The sequence below is a fragment of the Acinetobacter sp. 'aerobic (ED)' genome, assembly GCF_904886855.1.
GTDB lineage: Bacteria > Pseudomonadota > Gammaproteobacteria > Pseudomonadales > Moraxellaceae > Acinetobacter > Acinetobacter courvalinii.
In genome coordinates this window covers 369,351-387,560 of record NZ_CAJHGI010000001.1, presented here as the reverse complement: position 1 = coordinate 387,560, position 18,210 = coordinate 369,351, and the positions used below count along the sequence as shown (strand labels likewise).

Sequence of the window (18,210 nt, the reverse complement as noted above, 5' to 3'; positions counted from 1 at the left end):
TGTATTTTGATTGCATCTCTGCGTTAAGTTTTGGTGGTTAATGCTAAGCGTATGAGACTTAAAAAAGCTGCCAGAAAAGCAAAAACTACACCTATCCATAACACGTAATGGCTGTAACCCAAGCTAAAAGACAGGGCCACACATGTTGCACCAATGGCTTGTCCCAAAGTTCTTACCATATTGAGCATGCCACCAGCAGCGCCACTTTTGTTTAAGGAACTGCTTGCAATCGCCATTTGTTGATTAGGGGTTAAAAATAGGCCAAAGCCTAAACCACAACAAAGCATGATTATAATAATAACGACATAAGACAGATGGCTTAGGGTTAAAGCTAAAATCATCAGTCCACCGCTGAGTAACAATAATCCAGTTAAACCTAATACTGCAGGAGATATTCTTTTGGCAAATACTCCTGCAAAAGGTGCTGTGATTGCCCCCATACAGGCCCACGGCGCAATCAGCCAACCAATCTGACTCTGAGAAAAACCGGCCTGATGAAAAAGGAAAGGCAGAGCAACCATTGTCAAACCCTGCGCAATAAATGCTGCACAAGCTGTAAAAATAGAAAGTGAAAAAACAGCATGGCTGAACAAATCAAAAGGAAAAATGGGGGCAGGATGGCGTGTATCACGACGAAATAATTGCCAGCCACATACCATACCCAGCAATAAAATCACAACGCTTAGAGCTTTAGGAACTGCTAAAGTGAAACTTCCCAAAGCATAGATGAGGCAGCTAAACATCAGCATACACAGCACAGCTGAGTAAAAATTATAATGTTTAACCGTTTTGTTTTCTTGATGGGGTAGATTCATTGCAAATAGACAGGCCAGCATTCCAACTGGAATATTGATCAGGAATAACCACTGCCAACTAGAGATTGCTAAAATAAGAGTAGCAAGAACAGGGCCACCCGCCAGTCCCATCGCGATCACAAAAGCATTCATACCCAAGCCTAAACCGAGATGAGTAGGGTCATACGTTAAACGAACTAGCGCAAGATTACTTCCCAAGATCGCGGCTGCTCCCAGACCTTGTATTGCACGTGCTCCTAACAATTGATTGATGGAATCTGCATGCCCACATAAATAGGAAGCTAGGGTAAAAATGATCAGCCCATAAATAAAGATTTTCTTATAGCCGATCTGATCGGCAAACGCTGCAATCGGCAGAATCAAAGCCACCATCACCAACTGATAACTATTTACGATCCAAACTGCTGTAGCAGCGGCAATATTGAGCTCAGTACTAATATTGGGTAAAGCGACATTGGTAATCGAAGCATCGAGACTTGCGATAAAAGCCGCAAGACATAGACTGAAAACCGAAAGATAAAACGAGAGTTTCTGTCTACGTTCAGGAACACTTAATTTTTGCAGGAAAGATTTCATACCTAGATACGAATAGCCTATGTCATATTCAAATTATCATGCTAGGATTATTGTGATAATAAGCTAAATTGCAGAGTACTTTTGCATATATGCAAAGATAGGATGGCGATGAAAGAACGTTTTGATACACTGGCCTTGTTTGTAGCCACTGTTGAATCGGGCAGTTTATCTGGGGCTGCACGTCAAACAGGTCTTTCCATTTCTACCATCAGCCGCCAACTCACAGCTTTGGAAGAAAGACTTGGAAATCGTTTACTTATCCGTTCTACACGAAAGTTAGTACTCACTGAAGCAGGCAATACCTATTACAGTTCAGCCAAACATGTTTTAAGTGAGCTAGAACAGATTGAGCTGAATTTAATTGAAACCGCAAAAGAACCTGTCGGACGTGTACATATCAGTGCGCCCACGTTGTTAGGACGTCATCATCTGCTGCCCATTCTGGCTGATTTTTTAATGATTTATCCTCAGATAGATGTTGAGGTGACACTGCTCGATCGACCTGTTCACTTAATGGATGAGGGCATTGATATCGCGTTAAGAGTAGGAGAGCTAGAAGATTCGTCACTTTTAAGCAGAAAATTAGCTGATATCCATTGGGTACTTTGTGCTGCCCCGAATTATCTACAGGGAAGAAAACAGCCCCAAAAACCTGTCGATTTACTGCAACATCATTGTCTGGTGTATAGCCAGCATTCCTCTGTTCATGAATGGATATTTAAAGCACACAACACAACGCTTAAAATCAAAGTACCAGCCAGAATGCGATCAAATACGCTGGATGGTGTGGTCTATGCAGCCATCAACGGTGCAGGGATTGTAATGACGCCCTTATGGTATGTAGAGAAAAATATTAAACAGCAACAATTACAGATATTACTGCCTGAATATGAAATGCCACCACGACCACTGTATGCTTTATTTACCCACAATAAATTAATGGCTCTTAAAGTTAGGGTGTTACTGGACTATCTGGTTGAGCAGATGAACTTAAGACTTTCTACATAAAGGGTCGCTTTCGAAAATTATCTCATGGTGATAATGCATTTACAGAAACTGCCAGAAAAGGGGATATTTTATGAATGGATTTAAAAGTTTCTCCATTCGTAACTTTTAAAGTTATTAAATCATTGTATTTATATCAATTTTTTTAATTCAAAAAATGCCAGATAATTACTAAGCGTAACAAACAAAGCAGGATAATTGCTTTACCATCGCTCGCTTTATCTTTACGGCAAGGTTTTCCTTCGTCAGCCCCATTGCTCAAGGTTTTTGATTTGGTGAACAATGAATTTTGATATTGACATCTTTGGTACGATTGTCACTGCAGTCTTTGTACTGTTTATCGGTTATTTCCTCGTAAATAAAGTGAGTATTTTAAAACGCTACAATATGCCTGAACCTGTAATCGGGGGACTTGTAGCGGCAATTGTCACGTATTTTCTGTTCACACAGCTCAATATTACGGTGAACTTTAATACTGACATTCAGCGTAGTTTCATGCTGGTGTTTTTTACTTCGGTCGGTTTAAGTGCCAGCCTGTCAAAACTTAAAGAAGGCGGAAAAACACTGATTATGTTTATGTTCTGTGTGGTTATATTTGTAATACTACAGAATGTTTTGGGCATAAGTCTGGCAACTGCTTTAGGTCTTGATCCATTGATTGGCCTGATTACCGGTTCGGTGACCTTAACCGGTGGTCATGGTACTGCAAGCGCATGGGGCAGTATATTCGAAAATGAATATGGCATTCAGGGTGCAGTAGTGTTGGGTATGGCAAGTGCAACCTTTGGTTTGGTCATCGGTGGCATGATGGGAGGTCCTGTGGCCAAACTTCTGATTCGCCGCTATCAATTGGCTGAAGAAATTGCACCAACACAGCAACGCACTGAAGCGCCTCCTGCCAATGAAACAGCGCCGTTTGAATATCCGGAAAAAACACGACTGATTACTGCAGACGATGCGGTAAAAACCCTGGGCATGTTTGCGCTGTGTATCTTCTTTGCCAACTTTATGACCGATTTTGCCAAAGGCTACTGGTTTGAATTACCGACTTTTGTCTGGGCTTTAGGTTGTGGTGTATTCATCCGTAATACCTTGGAATATGTCTTTAATATCAAGCTGTTTGACCGCTGTATTGACGTATTTGGAAATGCCTCTTTAGCCTTGTTCCTGTCGATGGCATTAATGTCGTTACAACTTTGGTTATTGGCAGGACTGGCAGGTCCCTTGCTGATTATTCTGATTGCTCAAACTTTGTTTCTGGCACTCTACCTGTTTTTCGTCACCTTTAAAGTTATGGGTAAAAATTACGATGCAGCAGTACTTTGTGCGGGACAATGTGGCGTCAACCTCGGGGCCACACCTACGGCGATTGCCAATATTCAGGCCGTCACCAATAGTTATGGTCCTTCGCATAAAGCCTTCCTGATTATTCCGCTGACGGGGGCATTTTTTGTGGATATTATTAATGCGCTGGTCATCCAGACCCTGATTAATTTTTTCTAGCACGGTGCTGTAACTTCATTTGCTGGTTTAAAGAGCATTTCTGCCGAAACTTCATTATTCATAATTCATATTGAAAATGCCAGTTGATCAACTGGCATTTTTTATTGTCTTAAAAGCAAGAGAGACGAATACCCTCCCTATAATGTTCGCCTTTATTTTTCATGTTTGGTTACAAACCCTTAAATCCTTTTGCATATTCATAATATGGCTTACGTGAGTGCTAACAATTATTGCAAACGGTAAAAAAACACTGCCCATAATCAAATGACATCTTATAAATTAAAGGAATAACCATGCGTGCGCTTACTTACCACGGTGCTGAAGATGTCCGTGTTGAAACGGTAGCAGATCCCATCATTCAGGAAGCTGACGATATTATTTTAAGGGTGACCGCTACTGCAATTTGTGGTTCAGACTTGCATTTGTATCGGGGAAAAATTCCTCAAACCGAGCAGGGTGATATTTTTGGTCATGAATTCATGGGCATTGTTGAAGAGGTGGGTTCGGCTGTCACTCAGGTCAAAAAGGGGGATCGGGTTATCGTTCCTTTCGTGATTGCCTGTGGCGAATGTTTCTTTTGCCAGTTAAATCTGACCGCGGCCTGTGAAACCACCAATAGCGGACGAGGTGCGATCGTCAATAAAAAGCAGATTCCTTCAGGTGCTGCATTATTTGGCTATAGCCATCTCTATGGTGGCATTCCCGGTGGTCAGGCAGAATATGTACGTGTCCCTAAGGCCAATGCAGGTCCATTTAAAGTGCCAGGTTCATTGTCAGATGAAAAAGTGCTTTTTCTTACCGATATTCTACCCACCGCATGGCAGGCAGTAACCAATGCAAAAGTCAGCAAAGGTTCCACGCTGGCCATCTATGGGGCCGGACCGGTAGGACTGCTCAGTGCAGCCTGCGCGAAAATGCTCGGCGCAGAAAAGATCTTCATGGTTGATCATAATCAATATCGACTGAAATATGCCGCAGAAGCCTATGGCGCCATTCCTGTCGATTTTGAAGCAGTTGATGCTGCTGAGTACATTATCCAGCATACCGACAATTATCGTGGTGTTGATGCCGTGATTGATGCGATTGGATTTGAGGCAAAGGGAAGTGTGATTGAAACGCTGTTGACCAATCTAAAACTTGAAGGCTCAAGTGGTGTGGTACTACGCCAATGTATTGCCGCTGTGCGCCGTGGAGGCGTCGTCAGTGTACCGGGAGTATATGCAGGGCCTATTCACGGTTTTCTGTTTGGCGATGCTTTTGATAAAGGTCTGACATTTAAGATGGGACAAACCCATGTCCATCATTTTTTACCTCAACTCTTAGAATTGATTGAGGATGGTAAACTCGCGCCTGAAGCGATTATTACCCACCGGATGAAGCTAGAAGATGCAGCTGAAGGTTATCGTATTTTCGATAACAGGGAACAAGAATGTCGTAAGGTTATTCTTACGCCTTAAAACTGATTAAACGTAAAAAAAACCTCTAAGTCATATTAGAGGTTTTTTTTACTCCAACTAACTTTTAAATAAGAAAGAATTCGAAATCACTTGTAGATAATTAAAAGGCGTACAATAAATAATCAATAAAAAATACAGGCAGCATCTTCCATGTTAGTTAAAAATAAAATTGCTGTGATTTTTGGAGGCAGTGGTGCAGTAGGTCACGCGATCGCTGATACATTGGCCCGAGAAGGTGCTTTTGTCTATTTAGGCGCCCGACACCAGCACACACTGGATCAGGTTGCAGCACATATTCATAATGTAGAAGGTCGAGTAAAAACCTTTATTGTGGATGTACTGGATGAACAGGCGACTCAAACAGCGATAAAACAGTTGGCTGAGCTAATGGGGGGTATCGATGTTGTGATCAATGCCACAAGTTTTATGCATAACCAAGGTAAGGAACTTTCAGAACTCACCCAGCATGAATTTATGCAGGGCATCACACCTTTTTTAACTGCTCAATTTAATATTGCAAAAGCCGTGGTCCCCTATATGGGTACAAAGTCGATCGGGGCAATGATTAGCGTCATTGCACCCTCTGGCGCAATGGCAATCCCGGGTCATTTGGGACATATTGTCGGTTGTGCAGGCAGCGAAGTATTTATCAAAGCGCTCGCCAGTGAACTGGGTCCAAAGAATATTCGGGTGCTTGGGGTACGTTCCCATGCCATTGCGGATGCGGTTCATGCAGGCTCTTATACGCGTGAGTTATTTAGTTTAAAAGCACAAGCAATGGGCATCACCCTGGATGAATGGCTCAATGGTGCTGCGCAAAGTACCATGTTAAAACGATTGCCAACACTGGCTCAAATTGCCGAAACGGTGACATTTCTGGCCTCTGATCATGCCAGTGCAATGACCGCCACAATTGTCAATGTGACTGCGGGTACGACCGTAAATTCATAGTAAATGATTGATAGAATTTCTAAGTAATTCAGCATGATTGCTGTGCAAAACAGACCAGTCATGCTAAAAAGTGAATCCTTATACACTCTAATATTCAAGTGAAGAATCAATATTGAGCTCTTCCTGATTAGAATATGAAAATTGATAAGTGATTAAGTGGATGATAAGCAAAAGAAATGCAACCCTAATAGGACTCATGGCGGTGCTGTTATGGAGTTCGATTGTCGGGCTAATTCGTGGTGTCAGTGAAAGTCTGGGCGCAACGGGTGGAGCGGCCATGATATATAGCGTGGCTTCGGTGTTTTTATTATTGAGTGTCGGATTTCCCAAGCTACGCGAATTTCCGCGCACCTACCTGTTCTGGGGCAGCTTACTGTTTGTGTCTTATGAACTTTGTCTGGCCTTATCTATTGGTTATGCCAATAGCAGTCAGCAAGCGATTGAAGTCAGTATGGTGAACTACTTATGGCCCGCACTGACCATGGTCTGTGCAATTGTCTTTAATCATCAAAAAACAAATTTTTTGATTATTCCTGGTTTTATCATTGCCCTGATGGGAATTTGCTGGGTACTTGGAGGTGAGCGGGGACTTGATTTCGCCAGTATCACAGCCAATATTCAAGATAATCCGTTGAGCTATGCTTTGGCTTTTATGGGTGCTTTGATCTGGGCTGCGTATTGTACAGTCACCGCCAGAATTGCCAATGGCAAAAATGGTGTCACGCTTTTCTTTATGCTGACGGCAGCGACATTATGGGTCAAATATGTGCTCATGGGGGCCGAACCGATGCAGTTTGATCTGCACACCCTGATTTATCTTGTGCTTGCTGCTGCCGCGATGGGCTTTGGCTATGCTGCATGGAACGTCGGGATTCTACATGGCAATGTCACATTGCTTGCGGGTGCGTCTTACTTTATTCCCGTATTTTCAGCCGCACTGGCAGCCCTTGTTTTACAAACCTCTCTTTCCTTGTCGTTCTGGCAAGGTGCAGCCATGGTTTGTATCGGTTCCGTGCTGTGCTGGGTAGCAACACGGCCAAAGCATTCAGCTTAATTGCCGAAAACACATGATTTAAGTTGAAAGACTTATGCAGTTGATCCTGCTACTCACAGTGAATTGTAGATAGAGCAGAACAGGTCTGTGCTTTGCAATAAGTGGCTAAGCTCTGCTCTATCTACATCTTTTCATCAGATGAATTTGTATAAAAACGATTTGCGCTCAAGCGCTGGATTAAGAAGAAATAAAATAATATTTGTATCGACTTCCGTCTTTAACCCCAATCAAATCACAATTAAAAAAAATCAATGTGTCGTCAAAGGTGATATGTGTGTCGTGTTAAGTAAAGTCGACGCTTTCCTGACTATTGTATTTTTGAGTCATGTTGCTTCGGCACTGAATAAAAATACAAGATGGACAGGAAAATGACGTTGAATAAAGCGATACGGTTCTACGGAACAGGGACACCCGAAGTAATGCGCTATGAGGACATCGAAGTCGGTGCGCCTGCAGTGGGTCAAGTACGTCTACGCCACGTAGCGGTAGGCCTCAATTATGCTGATACCTATTTCCGCAATGGCACTTATCCGATTCCCTTGCCGAATGGCATTGGTGTCGAAGCTTCCGGCATTATCGAAGCAGTGGGTGACGGCGTAACCGATTTTGTGGTGGGCGATCGCGTCACCTATACAGGGTTTCTGAATACGCTTGGCGCTTATAGCACCGAACGGCTTATTGCTGCTGATGCCTTAATCAAACTCCCTGACGATATTTCCTGTGAAACTGCGGCTGCAATGACCATGCGCGGTTTAACGGCGGCCTACCTGATGCGTCGGATCTATGACTTTAAAGCAGGTGATTGCATTTTATTACATGCAGCCGCAGGTGGTGTGGGGCTAATCGTTTCGCAGTGGGCCAAACTGTTGGGCTTAACCGTGATCGGAACCACCTCTACGGATGAAAAAGCAGCCGTGGCACGTGCCTATGGCTGTGATCATGTGATTAATTATAGCCATGAAAATGTGGCTGAACGGGTACGTGAGTTGACCGATGGCATCGGAGTCAATGTGGTCTTCGATAGTGTGGGCAAAAATACCTTTATGGCCTCATTAGACTCCCTCAAACGCCGGGGCTTGTTGGTTTGCGTGGGTACCGCATCAGGGCCAATTCCTGACTTTAATCCTGTTTTACTAGCAATGAAAGGTTCGTTATTTATCACTCGTCCTGCTTTGGCCGATTATATTGCCGATCCAGAAGAAAAAAGAGCCTTGGCCAAGGAGCTGTTTGATCATGTCAGCAGCGGTCGCATCAAGATCGAGATTAACCATCGTTATGCGCTTGAGGATGCCGTACAAGCGCATCGTGATCTGGAAGCACGCAAAACCATAGGCTCATCCATTTTTGTAATTTGAAGGGATTTCTGATGCAAATTGAACAGTTAACTTGCAATATTGGTGCAGAACTACGTGGTGTCCGTTTGGCCGATGCGATTCATGATGATGGGCTATTCACTGAGATCCGAACACAATTGCTAAAACATCGCGTAGTGTTCTTGCGTAACCAGCAGATGTCACGGGCCGAGCATGTGGCTTTTGCCGAACGCTTTGGACCGTTGGAGGATCATCCTGCGGTGGGTAGTCACCCTGATCACCCGGGTTTGGTACAAATTTACAAGCATCCTGACAGTCCGATTGACCGGTATGAGAATGCGTGGCATAGCGATGCCAGCTGGCGCAAAATTCCACCGATGGGCTGTGTATTACGGTGTGTGGAATGCCCACCCGTTGGCGGCGATACCATGTGGACCAATATGGTCATGGCCTATGAAAATCTGCCTGACGATATCAAGGAAAAAATCGCACCTTTACGTGCCTATCACAGTATCGAAGCCAGTTTTGGGGCTGCCATGCCCATCGAAAAACGTCTGGCATTGAAGGCCCAGTTTCCCGACGCCGAGCATCCTGTGGTACGAACGCATCCAGAGACAGGCGAGAAGATTCTCTATGTCAATGCATTCACCACCCATTTTAGCAACTACCACACTAAAGATCGCGTGCGTTTTGGGCAGGATGCCAATCCGGGCGCTGGAGATTTACTTCGTTACTTAATTACTCAGGCAGCAATTCCTGAATATCAGGTGCGCTGGAGTTGGGAGCCGAATAGCATCGCCATTTGGGATAACCGTAGTACCCAACATTATGCCGTGATGGATTACCCACCGTGCCATCGCAAAATGGAACGGGCAGGTATCGTCGGTGATGCAACCTATTAAATTTCAGATCCAAACTTTTTAATTCAATACCGTTTTATAAAATACCAACAGGAGATGCACATGCAATTCTTTGACGATTCTTTGCACCCGGAAAATATGGAAAAAGTGGTCATTACCGTTGCGCCATATGGCCCCGAGTGGATGCCAGAGGACTTTCCGGAAGACATTCCGGTGACCATGGATGAGCAGATCCAGAAAGCGGTGGAATGCTATGAGGCAGGTGCGACAGTACTGCATTTGCATGTACGCGAACTGGACGGTAAAGGCTCTAAACGCTTGTCCAAGTTTAATGAACTCATTGCCGGGGTACGCGAAGCTGTACCCGAGATGATTATTCAAGTGGGTGGCTCGATCTCCTTTGCACCTGAAAGTGAAGGTGAGGCGGCTTTATGGCTCAGTGATGATACCCGTCATATGCTGGCTGAATTAACACCAAAACCAGATCAGGTCACGGTCGCAATTAATACCACCCAAATGAATATTATGGAGCTGCTCTATCCAGAATATCTGGAAGGCACATCATTGGCACATCCTGCGATTCAAGCGGCTTATGCTGAAATGACTGTGCCAGCTGGACCAGCATGGGTGGCAGAGCATTTAAGGCGCCTTTGCCAAAATAATATTCAACCACATTTTCAACTGACAGGAATGCATGGCCTAGAGACCCTGGAACGGATGATACGTAAAGGCTTATACATGGGACCATTGAATTTAACTTGGATTGGCATTGGTGGCGGATTCGATGGACCAAATCCATTTAACTTCTTTAATTTTATTCACCGTGTACCAGATGGCTGCACACTGACTTCGGAATCATTGCTTAAAAATGTATTGCCATTCAATACCATGTCGATGGCGATGGGTTTTCATGCACGGGTTGGTAATGAAGATACCATTATCGATCATCGTGGTCAGCGTTTCTCATCTGTACAGCAAATTCAGCAAACTGTACGTATTGCACATGAATTGGGCCGTGAAGTGGCAACAGGCCCAGAGGCACGAGAAATCTACCGGATTGGAGTGCAATATCAAAGTATTGAAGAAACTTTGCAGGCCAATGGCATGTCGCCAAACCGTCAACCAAAACAGAAAGGTGTGCCTCAGCGCCATTAAGCTAGAGCAGCAAGGGATTGAACGTGAAAATAAAATGCAGTACGCAGCAAGCGTATTCAAATAGCAAGCCACGTACTGCAATTAAAAATAGCAATGATAACAAGACAACAAGGAGGTCCCTATGGGTGCTCATCCATATACCGTGCATACGGATCATGTTGATACCTCAATGAAGGTCCCGCGCCGTTATGCGTGGCTGGTATTTGCGCTGACATTTGGCTTGTTGATTTCAGACTATATGTCTAGGCAAGTACTGAATGCCGTATTTCCATTGATTAAAACTGAATGGGCCTTGACCGATAGCCAACTTGGCTTATTAAGCGGCATTGTGGCCCTGATGGTGGGTATTTTAACCTTGCCCTTATCCTTACTGGCGGACCGTTTTGGACGTGTGAAAAGCTTGGTCATTATGGCAGTGCTATGGAGTTTGGCGACTTTGGGTTGTGCTGTTGCTGAAAATTATCAGCAAATGTTTGTGGCTCGTTTTATGGTCGGTGTGGGTGAGGCTGCTTATGGCAGTGTTGGCATTGCAGTGGTGGTGGCGATTTTTCCACGCGAAATGAGAGCCACGCTAGCCAGTGCTTTTATGGCAGGTGGGGTATTCGGCTCATTTCTCGGCATGGCACTGGGCGGTGTGATGGCTGAGCATTTTGGCTGGCGCTGGGCATTTGGTGGCATGGCGTTGTTTGGTTTGATCTTGGCCTTGCTTTATCCCATGGTGGTTAGAGAAAAAAGAGTCAATCAAAGCAGAAAAACATCCCACAACACTCAGAAACAGCAACAGAGCAAACAATGTTTAAGCACGATTTATTCAAGTCGATCAGTGCTCGCAACTTATATCGGTAGTGGCTTTCAACTGTTTGTTGGCGGCACGGTCATTGTCTGGATGCCGAGTTATTTAAATCGTTATTACGGCATGAATACCGATTCCGCAGGTGTATTGGCCGCCGTGATTGTACTGTGTAGTGCGGTCGGGAGCATTCTATGCGGCATGCTCAGTGATCGCTTTGGTCAAAACAGCCCAGACCGTAAGGTGAGTTTAGCGATTGGCTACTGTCTCGGGAGTTGTTTACTTCTTTCGATTGCATTTGCAATGCCTGCGGGAAAATCTCAATTGTTGCTGATATGCATGGGCATGTTTATTGCGTTGGGAACCAATGGCCCATCCAGTGCGATGGTGGCCAATCTGACGCATAACAGCGTACACAGTACAGCTTTTGCGACCTTAACCCTGGCCAATAATCTATTGGGACTGGCACTTGGTCCTCTGGTTATCGGCAAGCTCTCCGATGTGATTGGCCTACATCCAGCTTTTCAATTGATGCCGTTGATCAGCATTGTTGCAGCAGCTGTGTTTCTTTATGCCAAAAAACACTATCAGCAAGATATTGCACGGCTGACTGATCAGGCCATTTTACCCGGCCTCGAAAGCACCCGTTCATGTCATACGGAAGAAAAATGATGATGCGTGAATTAAATATTGATGTCTTTTTTGATTTTATTTGTCCTTGGTGTCTGATCGGCAAACGTCAGTTACAGGCTGCAATTGCGCAATTGCAACAGAGTGATCCAGAGGTTGAGGTGAATGTGCACTGGCACAGTATGCAGTTGCTTCCTGAGATTCCGGTCGAGGGTGTCGATTTCAAACAGTTTTATCAAAAACGATTGGGCAGTCTGGAGGCGGTAAAACAACGGCAAACCCAAGTTCGTCAGGCTGCCAAGACGGTTGGTGTCGAACTGCATTTTGAAAAGATCCAATGGATGCCAAACACAGCCCAAGCCCATCATATGTTTCAAAGCGTTTTTAAGCTGGGAACAGCGCAGCAAGCCGAGCATTTACTGGAACAGCTCTTTGCTGCCTATTTTGAAGCAGGTGAAAACCTTGGGGATAGCACTGTGCTGAAAAGGATCCTCAAACAATCTGGATATTCGGTGAATGAACAAGGTCGTGGATGGACGGAGTGCAATCCAGTGATTCAATCCACCTATACAGGGGCAAACGGCGTTCCTTATTTTATTTTTGATGGTTATCTGACTCTGGCAGGTGCACATTCGGTCGATGTGCTTTATCAGGCCATGTTAGAAGCCTTGGTGGTACAGGGATAAATGCAATGACTGTTCGTTTTCAGGTTCCACAAGAAAAAATCCCGGCATCAGGTGCAAGAGCCTTTCTGCAAATTGAGGGAAAGAATATTGCACTGTTTCATATCGGTACACGGTTTTATGCGATTGAGGATCGCTGTCCGCATCAAGGTGCTTCTTTATTTTCTGGCAAATTAGAAGGACAAGCGATTCGTTGTTGTGCCCATGGTTTGATTTTCGATCTGGCGACAGGATATATGTTGAATTCGAAGCATTTAAAAGTGGCGGCATATCCAGTTGAAGTCGATGCAGAACAGCTATTTATCCTGATCGGTTCAGGAGAAAACAATGACTAAATTCATGGATTTTCGTCTGCGCACCCGTGAGTTGATGCCTGGCTTCATTGTCAGTAGCGTTGTCGCAGCAGCAGCCTGTTTTTTATCAGAGCATTATGGCGCACCCGTGATGTTATTTGCTTTGCTGTTGGGAATGGGCTTGAACTTTCTTTCCAGTGAAAGTCAATGTAAAGCAGGCATCGAATTTACGGCACGAACAGTGTTACGTATCGGGATTGCCTTGCTGGGGATGCGGATTACGTTAGGACAAATTACCGCTTTGGGGTGGCAACCGATTGTACTGGTGATCACATTGGTGATCGTGACGATTTCAGTTTCCGTGATAACGGCTAAAATTCTGGGGTTTAAAAAACTTTTCGGGATGTTGACAGGCGGTGCAACTGCAATCTGTGGTGCATCAGCAGCCTTGGCCTTGTCTGCTGCATTTCCGCAACATCCCCAAAAAGAGAAAGCCACACTATTCACCGTGATTGGGGTTTCTGCACTGTCGACACTGGCGATGATTGTCTATCCGATGATTGCACGATGGCTTGAACTATCACCACAGCAGGCAGGGGTATTTTTAGGGGCAACCATCCATGATGTTGCTCAAGTTGTAGGGGCAGGATATAGCATGTCGCCAGAAACAGGGGATACTGCAACCGTGGTCAAATTGATGCGGGTTGCCATGTTATTGCCTGTCATTATCTGCGCAGCCATGATCACACGTATGCAAGGCGGAGATGCGACAGGAAAACATCCACCTTTATTACCTTGGTTCGCGGTCGGTTTTTTAATGTTTGCCTGTATCAACAGCACCGGTTGGGTTTCAAGTATGCTGCAGCAAGGGGTGAATGAATTATCGAAATGGTGTTTGGTGATTGCAATTAGTGCTTTAGGCATGAAAACACAATTGAAGGAGCTGGCTTCTGTTGGAATCAAGCCAATTTTGCTGATGCTTGGTGAAACCATTTTCTTGGTCGTGCTGGTTTTACTGTTGATGCATTGGATGTTCTAGAGACTATTGTCTCAGCAACATGCGACTTTTGAGATCAAAGATGATTAAATCAGCTTGGATCTCAAAGTCTTATGATTAGGACTTCATAACCGTCTTATTGTTATTACGCCAAGTGGTGGGTGACATACCAAATTCACTGCTAAACCAGCGGGTAAACGAACTTGGCATCGAATAGCCTAAAATATCCGAAACTTGTCCGAGCGAATAATTCAGATTTTTGAGATAGCGGAAAACCAGATTGCGACGCACATCATTGATCAACACACTGAAGTTGGTATGTGCTGCTTCCAGACGGCGCTGCAAGGTACGAACATTGACGCCATGGGTATGGGCGACCTGATCAATGGTAGCACGCCCCATAGGCAGAAGCAGATGAATACTTTTACGAATATCAAAAATAATCGAAGATTCACTTTCCCGATGCAATAGATCCGTTTCAAGAAAACGTTTGGCATGTGCCAGCATCGTGGTATTGGCATGGGGGTTGGTTTTATCCAGCTCCGTGGCATTGCAAACAATACCGTTAAATTCGCTGCCAAACTCAAGCGAGCAACCAAACATCCGTTGGTGCATGCCCGTATCATGCGGAGCATCATGGGTAAAATGAATGCTCAACGGCTGCCATTTTTGCAATAAAGCTGCGCAGAAACGATGGGTGATGCCTAAAGCAAGTTCAATGGCTTGGCGGCTGTATTCTGTCGATGCCGTAATCACGTCTATCCGAATAATGACAGTATGGCCGACTTCTTCGATATACATTTCCAGTGCATTGTTGATCAGGTTTCGATACTGCACAATGGTAGATAAGCCATCACGCAAGGTGTGCTGATAACTCAACAATAAACTCAGCTCTCCAAAATCTGCGAGTTGGCGTTGTTCTGCCATATGCAAACCGAAGGATTCGCAACCACTCAATTGTGCTGACTGTTCGAGCAATGCCACGGCTTTATCGACTGGTATACGCTGCGTACTGTCCTGTAGCTGTGCAGGATAAATGCCTGCATCAGACAAAAGCTGGTATGGATTCAGTTCTAATTGCTGGCTGACAACTAAATAATTTTTAAGCACAGCAGTGTGGGCAAGAGGCACCATGCTGATCTCCCAAATTTTAAAAATAACCTTCCTAGTTATGCTTTATTTATAACTAAAATACGGTGTTTCGAAAAGTACCAAGGCTTACATAAATCCATGTTGGCATGATGATTATTGTTTTTGATACGACTTTTTCTGCAAAGCATATTGATATATATGAGATCGTTTCAATCGCCTTGTCATCAAATGAAAAGTGGCTGTCGCGCCATGTATATCAGACACTCTACTGTCCCTCTATGTTGAATATGACGTGATACATCCTCGTTATTTTTATTAAAAGAAGGGTTGATAGGTGTAGAGATGGAAAAAATACAAACAAAAGCGACGGTTTTGATTATCCCCGGTTTGCGTGACCATGTGGCTTCGCATTGGCAAACCATTCTGGAAACCCGCTTAGCCAAGGTCCGTTCAGTACCACCTTTGCAAGAAGATAAGCTGAACTGTGCAAAACGTGTGGCTGCAATACAGGCTGAACTGGAAAAAATACAAGGTCCAGTGATTCTGGTGGCACACAGTGCAGGAGTACTGATGGCGATACATTGGGCCGCGCGATATCAACACGCTATTCAAGGGGCATTGCTGGTGACACCACCTGACTTGAATGACATTTGGCCAGAACATTATCCTTCACCCAAAATGCTCAGACAAGCAGGATGGTCGCCATTGCCCGATCAAGTGCTGCCATTTCCAAGTATTGTCGCTGCTAGTGTTAATGATCCACTAGCCCATTTTAATGCAGTGGCGGCAATGGCGAAAACCTGGGGCAGTGTATTCATCAATCTAGGTGCCGTCGGACATCTCAATCCTGCATCCGGATTTGGTCCTTGGCCTCAGGCAGAACAGTTAATTCAGCAATTGGATGGGCAGGCAGATCAACCCAGCCTGATTGCCTAATCGATGATGTATAGATCAACTCTCCAAACCGAATTTGGCGACTTTTTTTGATTTCATATCTAAGTACAACATGCCTTAACGCATCAACCACCCCATCGCAAGGTAAGGCTTTACCTCCCTTTGCTTAAAACAAAAAAAACGGCCTGAACTTATTCCATTTGAATGAATGGATCAGGCGTCAATTATTCATACATCATATCGATATGGAGATGGTATGGTTTGTCATGTTAAAAATTCACAACTCAGCACAGCTGTTTTAGCTCAGACAACAATGCTGTTGGGACTGCTATGTTCACTGTCAGATGCTTCAGCATCCCCTTATAAAATCAATGAAGACTGGAGTTTAGAGAGCAATACCACGATTGCTCTGGGGGCCAGCTGGAGTACCCAAGCGCCATCAGCCGCATTGTTATATAAACCCGATGCCAATCATATGGGTAAACATGGCTTGAGTGTAGATATTAACGGTGATGATGGGCGTGCCAACTTCAATCGTGGTGATGCCATTTCACAAATCGTTAAAGGTTTAACCGAATTCCGTTTAAACGGGGTACAGCAAGGTGCGGTATTGAGCGCCAAATACTGGTATGACCATGCCTATGAAACTGGGCAAGGCGATTTAAAGCCTTTCGATGATGCCGAGTGGCCTGGTCTGGTTAAGTTTAAGGGGATTGAACTATGGGATGCCTATCTCTGGAAAAATATCGAATTTGATTCCAAGCAGTCTCTCAACCTGAAACTGGGTAAACATCGCTTGAATTGGGGCAAATCCCAATTTTTCCAAAATGGCTTGAACTCGGTCAGCGCCTTTGATTTTGCTACCATCAATCGATCTGCCAGTGAAGCCAAAGAGCGCGTCATTCCGGTCGAGATGTTGTCTTTTGAAGCCGCGATTCAGCCTGACTTAAAATTAGAAGGTTTCTATCAATTCAAGTTTAGGCCTTCTGTGGTGGATGGTTGCGGGACCTTTTTTGCGATTTCGGATTTTGTTCCGGAAAATTGTGGCCCGATTATGCTAACCGTGACACCGGGGGATAAATTAACGGAAACTGCTGCCAAAGCGCAAACCTATATCCCTCGCTCAGCCAGTCATTATGCAAAAGACCGTGGGCAATATGGTATTGCGCTAAAGCGAAATTTATCGAGCCTGAATCAAGCTGAATTAGGTATTTATTTCGCCAATTATCATCATCGTAATGCAAACTTCGATGGGACCGCCGTGACTGCTGCTGGCGTTGATAACTTTAAAACGGCACGGTTTTTCTCTATTTATCCTGAAAATATCAAAATGTACGGTCTAAGCCTGAGTGGAAAGGTAGGCACAACGCAGCTGTTTGGTGAATTGAGTTACAAGCCCAATCAACCCTTACAGCTGAATGGAACTGATATTGTCTATGCTCAGGTACTCTCCAAAGAAACTCCGCTCAAACCTGCGGGAGTTGCTGCTGAGTTGGGAGAGTATTTGCAAGGTTATGTACGGCTGCCTGTCACACAATTCTCCCTCGGCGCCAGTGATTCTATGACAGATATTTTTAAAGCAAATAGCTTGTCTTGGAGTGCTGAATTTGCTGTGAATCATATCGCCAATATTGGCAATCATCGTTTTGGGCGGGTTGGGGTTTTTGGCCGCAGTGAACTATCAACCGGAGCTTATGATTCGGAAACAGGAAACTTTAAGTGTACGCCTTATGGCACAGCAAACCTGCCTAATGCTGCAATTGACCGTTTGAATGAACGTTATTGCAATAAAGACGGTTTTTTTAGTGAATGGTCCTATGGTTATCGCCTACGCGCGGCCTTAAGTTATCAAGACCTTTTACCTGCAACAGTAATTAGCCCCAGTTTAACTTTTCGCCATGATCTATCTGGCTATAGCCAGAACTTTCAGCAAGGGCAAATGAGTCTGGCTGCGGCAGTCTCAGCCAATTTTCGACAAAAGTATTCGGCAGAAGTAATCTATCAAAACTTTTTTGGATCAAATGAGTTTAGTACCATTGATGATAGAGACTTTATATCACTTGCCTTTAAATATAGTTTTTAATTCATTTAAATAGATCATATCAGGATTCCAACAACGCGGCTTGCGTCACGCTGTTGGAA

16 protein-coding genes are annotated in these 18,210 nt (G+C 44.4%); 14 read left to right on the top strand and 2 right to left on the bottom strand.

The window, feature by feature from the left end:
* Positions 1-23: 23 nt before the first annotated feature.
* Positions 24-1,391: an MFS transporter gene (locus tag JO943_RS01850; protein WP_202739817.1), complete on the bottom strand. Its 1,368-nt coding sequence runs from the start codon at positions 1,389-1,391 to the stop codon at positions 24-26.
* Positions 1,392-1,499: 108 nt separating this feature from the next.
* On the opposite strand from JO943_RS01850, the gene JO943_RS01845 reads away from it, so the two are divergent.
* The 12 genes from JO943_RS01845 (at position 1,500) to JO943_RS01790 (ending at position 14,124) form a co-directional block, all read left to right on the top strand.
* Positions 1,500-2,399: a LysR family transcriptional regulator gene (locus tag JO943_RS01845; protein WP_005230452.1), complete on the top strand. Its 900-nt coding sequence runs from the start codon at positions 1,500-1,502 to the stop codon at positions 2,397-2,399.
* 279 nt (positions 2,400-2,678) lie between these two features.
* The gene (gltS, locus tag JO943_RS01840) at positions 2,679-3,899 is read left to right on the top strand and encodes a sodium/glutamate symporter (RefSeq protein WP_202739816.1); all 1,221 of its coding nucleotides are present in this window, start codon (positions 2,679-2,681) and stop codon (positions 3,897-3,899) included.
* Positions 3,900-4,192: 293 nt separating this feature from the next.
* The gene (locus tag JO943_RS01835) at positions 4,193-5,356 is read left to right on the top strand and encodes a zinc-dependent alcohol dehydrogenase (protein WP_005230450.1); all 1,164 of its coding nucleotides are present in this window, start codon (positions 4,193-4,195) and stop codon (positions 5,354-5,356) included.
* Positions 5,357-5,506: 150 nt separating this feature from the next.
* Entirely contained in the window at positions 5,507-6,307 is an 801-nt protein-coding gene (locus JO943_RS01830; RefSeq protein WP_202739815.1) for an SDR family NAD(P)-dependent oxidoreductase, read from the top strand.
* A 160-nt stretch (positions 6,308-6,467) separates the two neighbouring features.
* Positions 6,468-7,361: an aromatic amino acid DMT transporter YddG gene (yddG, locus tag JO943_RS01825; protein WP_413814521.1), complete on the top strand. Its 894-nt coding sequence runs from the start codon at positions 6,468-6,470 to the stop codon at positions 7,359-7,361.
* A 368-nt stretch (positions 7,362-7,729) separates the two neighbouring features.
* A complete protein-coding gene (locus JO943_RS01820; RefSeq protein WP_202739814.1) occupies positions 7,730-8,716 on the top strand; it encodes a quinone oxidoreductase family protein in 987 nt (328 codons plus the stop codon).
* A gap of 11 nt (positions 8,717-8,727) precedes the next feature.
* Positions 8,728-9,576 carry a TauD/TfdA dioxygenase family protein gene (locus tag JO943_RS01815; RefSeq protein ID WP_199972864.1) on the top strand — a complete coding sequence of 283 codons (849 nt, stop codon included), beginning with the start codon at positions 8,728-8,730 and terminating at the stop codon, positions 9,574-9,576.
* A 60-nt stretch (positions 9,577-9,636) separates the two neighbouring features.
* Positions 9,637-10,689 (top strand): 3-keto-5-aminohexanoate cleavage protein, encoded by a 1,053-nt coding sequence (locus JO943_RS01810; RefSeq protein ID WP_202739813.1) that lies wholly within the window; start codon positions 9,637-9,639, stop codon positions 10,687-10,689.
* 121 nt (positions 10,690-10,810) lie between these two features.
* Positions 10,811-12,151, top strand: coding sequence for an MFS transporter (locus JO943_RS01805; protein WP_202739812.1), 1,341 nt, complete (start codon positions 10,811-10,813; stop codon positions 12,149-12,151).
* A complete protein-coding gene (locus JO943_RS01800; RefSeq protein ID WP_202739811.1) occupies positions 12,148-12,795 on the top strand; it encodes a DsbA family oxidoreductase in 648 nt (215 codons plus the stop codon). Before JO943_RS01805 ends, JO943_RS01800 begins: the two co-directional genes overlap by 4 nt.
* A gap of 5 nt (positions 12,796-12,800) precedes the next feature.
* On the top strand, positions 12,801-13,127 hold the full coding sequence (locus JO943_RS01795; RefSeq protein WP_070075411.1) for a Rieske (2Fe-2S) protein: 327 nt from the start codon (positions 12,801-12,803) through the stop codon (positions 13,125-13,127).
* Positions 13,120-14,124, top strand: a complete 1,005-nt coding sequence (locus JO943_RS01790; protein ID WP_202739810.1) for a YeiH family protein — start codon at positions 13,120-13,122, stop codon at positions 14,122-14,124. The genes JO943_RS01795 and JO943_RS01790 overlap by 8 nt, the downstream gene beginning before the upstream one ends.
* Positions 14,125-14,199: 75 nt before the next feature.
* On the opposite strand, the gene JO943_RS01785 is transcribed toward JO943_RS01790, so the two are convergent.
* On the bottom strand, positions 14,200-15,216 hold the full coding sequence (locus JO943_RS01785) for an AraC family transcriptional regulator (RefSeq protein WP_202739809.1): 1,017 nt from the start codon (positions 15,214-15,216) through the stop codon (positions 14,200-14,202).
* 300 nt (positions 15,217-15,516) lie between these two features.
* Here JO943_RS01785 and JO943_RS01780 point away from each other — a divergent pair, with 300 nt between their 5' ends.
* Positions 15,517-16,110 (top strand): RBBP9/YdeN family alpha/beta hydrolase, encoded by a 594-nt coding sequence (locus JO943_RS01780; RefSeq protein WP_202739808.1) that lies wholly within the window; start codon positions 15,517-15,519, stop codon positions 16,108-16,110.
* A gap of 214 nt (positions 16,111-16,324) precedes the next feature.
* A complete protein-coding gene (locus JO943_RS01775) occupies positions 16,325-18,151 on the top strand; it encodes a DUF1302 domain-containing protein (protein ID WP_202739807.1) in 1,827 nt (608 codons plus the stop codon).
* Positions 18,152-18,210 lie beyond the last annotated feature (59 nt).

Coding starts and splice junctions, on each gene's coding strand:
- JO943_RS01845 (WP_005230452.1), top strand. CDS start 1,500: ATGAAAGAACGTTTTGATACACTGGCCTTGTTTGTAGCCACTGTTGAA.
- JO943_RS01785 (WP_202739809.1), bottom strand. CDS start 15,216: ATGGTGCCTCTTGCCCACACTGCTGTGCTTAAAAATTATTTAGTTGTC.
- JO943_RS01835 (WP_005230450.1), top strand. CDS start 4,193: ATGCGTGCGCTTACTTACCACGGTGCTGAAGATGTCCGTGTTGAAACG.
- JO943_RS01790 (WP_202739810.1), top strand. CDS start 13,120: ATGACTAAATTCATGGATTTTCGTCTGCGCACCCGTGAGTTGATGCCT.
- gltS (WP_202739816.1), top strand. CDS start 2,679: ATGAATTTTGATATTGACATCTTTGGTACGATTGTCACTGCAGTCTTT.
- JO943_RS01810 (WP_202739813.1), top strand. CDS start 9,637: ATGCAATTCTTTGACGATTCTTTGCACCCGGAAAATATGGAAAAAGTG.
- JO943_RS01820 (WP_202739814.1), top strand. CDS start 7,730: ATGACGTTGAATAAAGCGATACGGTTCTACGGAACAGGGACACCCGAA.
- JO943_RS01815 (WP_199972864.1), top strand. CDS start 8,728: ATGCAAATTGAACAGTTAACTTGCAATATTGGTGCAGAACTACGTGGT.
- JO943_RS01850 (WP_202739817.1), bottom strand. CDS start 1,391: ATGAAATCTTTCCTGCAAAAATTAAGTGTTCCTGAACGTAGACAGAAA.
- JO943_RS01800 (WP_202739811.1), top strand. CDS start 12,148: ATGATGATGCGTGAATTAAATATTGATGTCTTTTTTGATTTTATTTGT.
- JO943_RS01780 (WP_202739808.1), top strand. CDS start 15,517: ATGGAAAAAATACAAACAAAAGCGACGGTTTTGATTATCCCCGGTTTG.
- JO943_RS01795 (WP_070075411.1), top strand. CDS start 12,801: ATGACTGTTCGTTTTCAGGTTCCACAAGAAAAAATCCCGGCATCAGGT.
- JO943_RS01805 (WP_202739812.1), top strand. CDS start 10,811: ATGGGTGCTCATCCATATACCGTGCATACGGATCATGTTGATACCTCA.
- JO943_RS01830 (WP_202739815.1), top strand. CDS start 5,507: ATGTTAGTTAAAAATAAAATTGCTGTGATTTTTGGAGGCAGTGGTGCA.
- JO943_RS01775 (WP_202739807.1), top strand. CDS start 16,325: ATGGTTTGTCATGTTAAAAATTCACAACTCAGCACAGCTGTTTTAGCT.
- yddG (WP_413814521.1), top strand. CDS start 6,468: ATGATAAGCAAAAGAAATGCAACCCTAATAGGACTCATGGCGGTGCTG.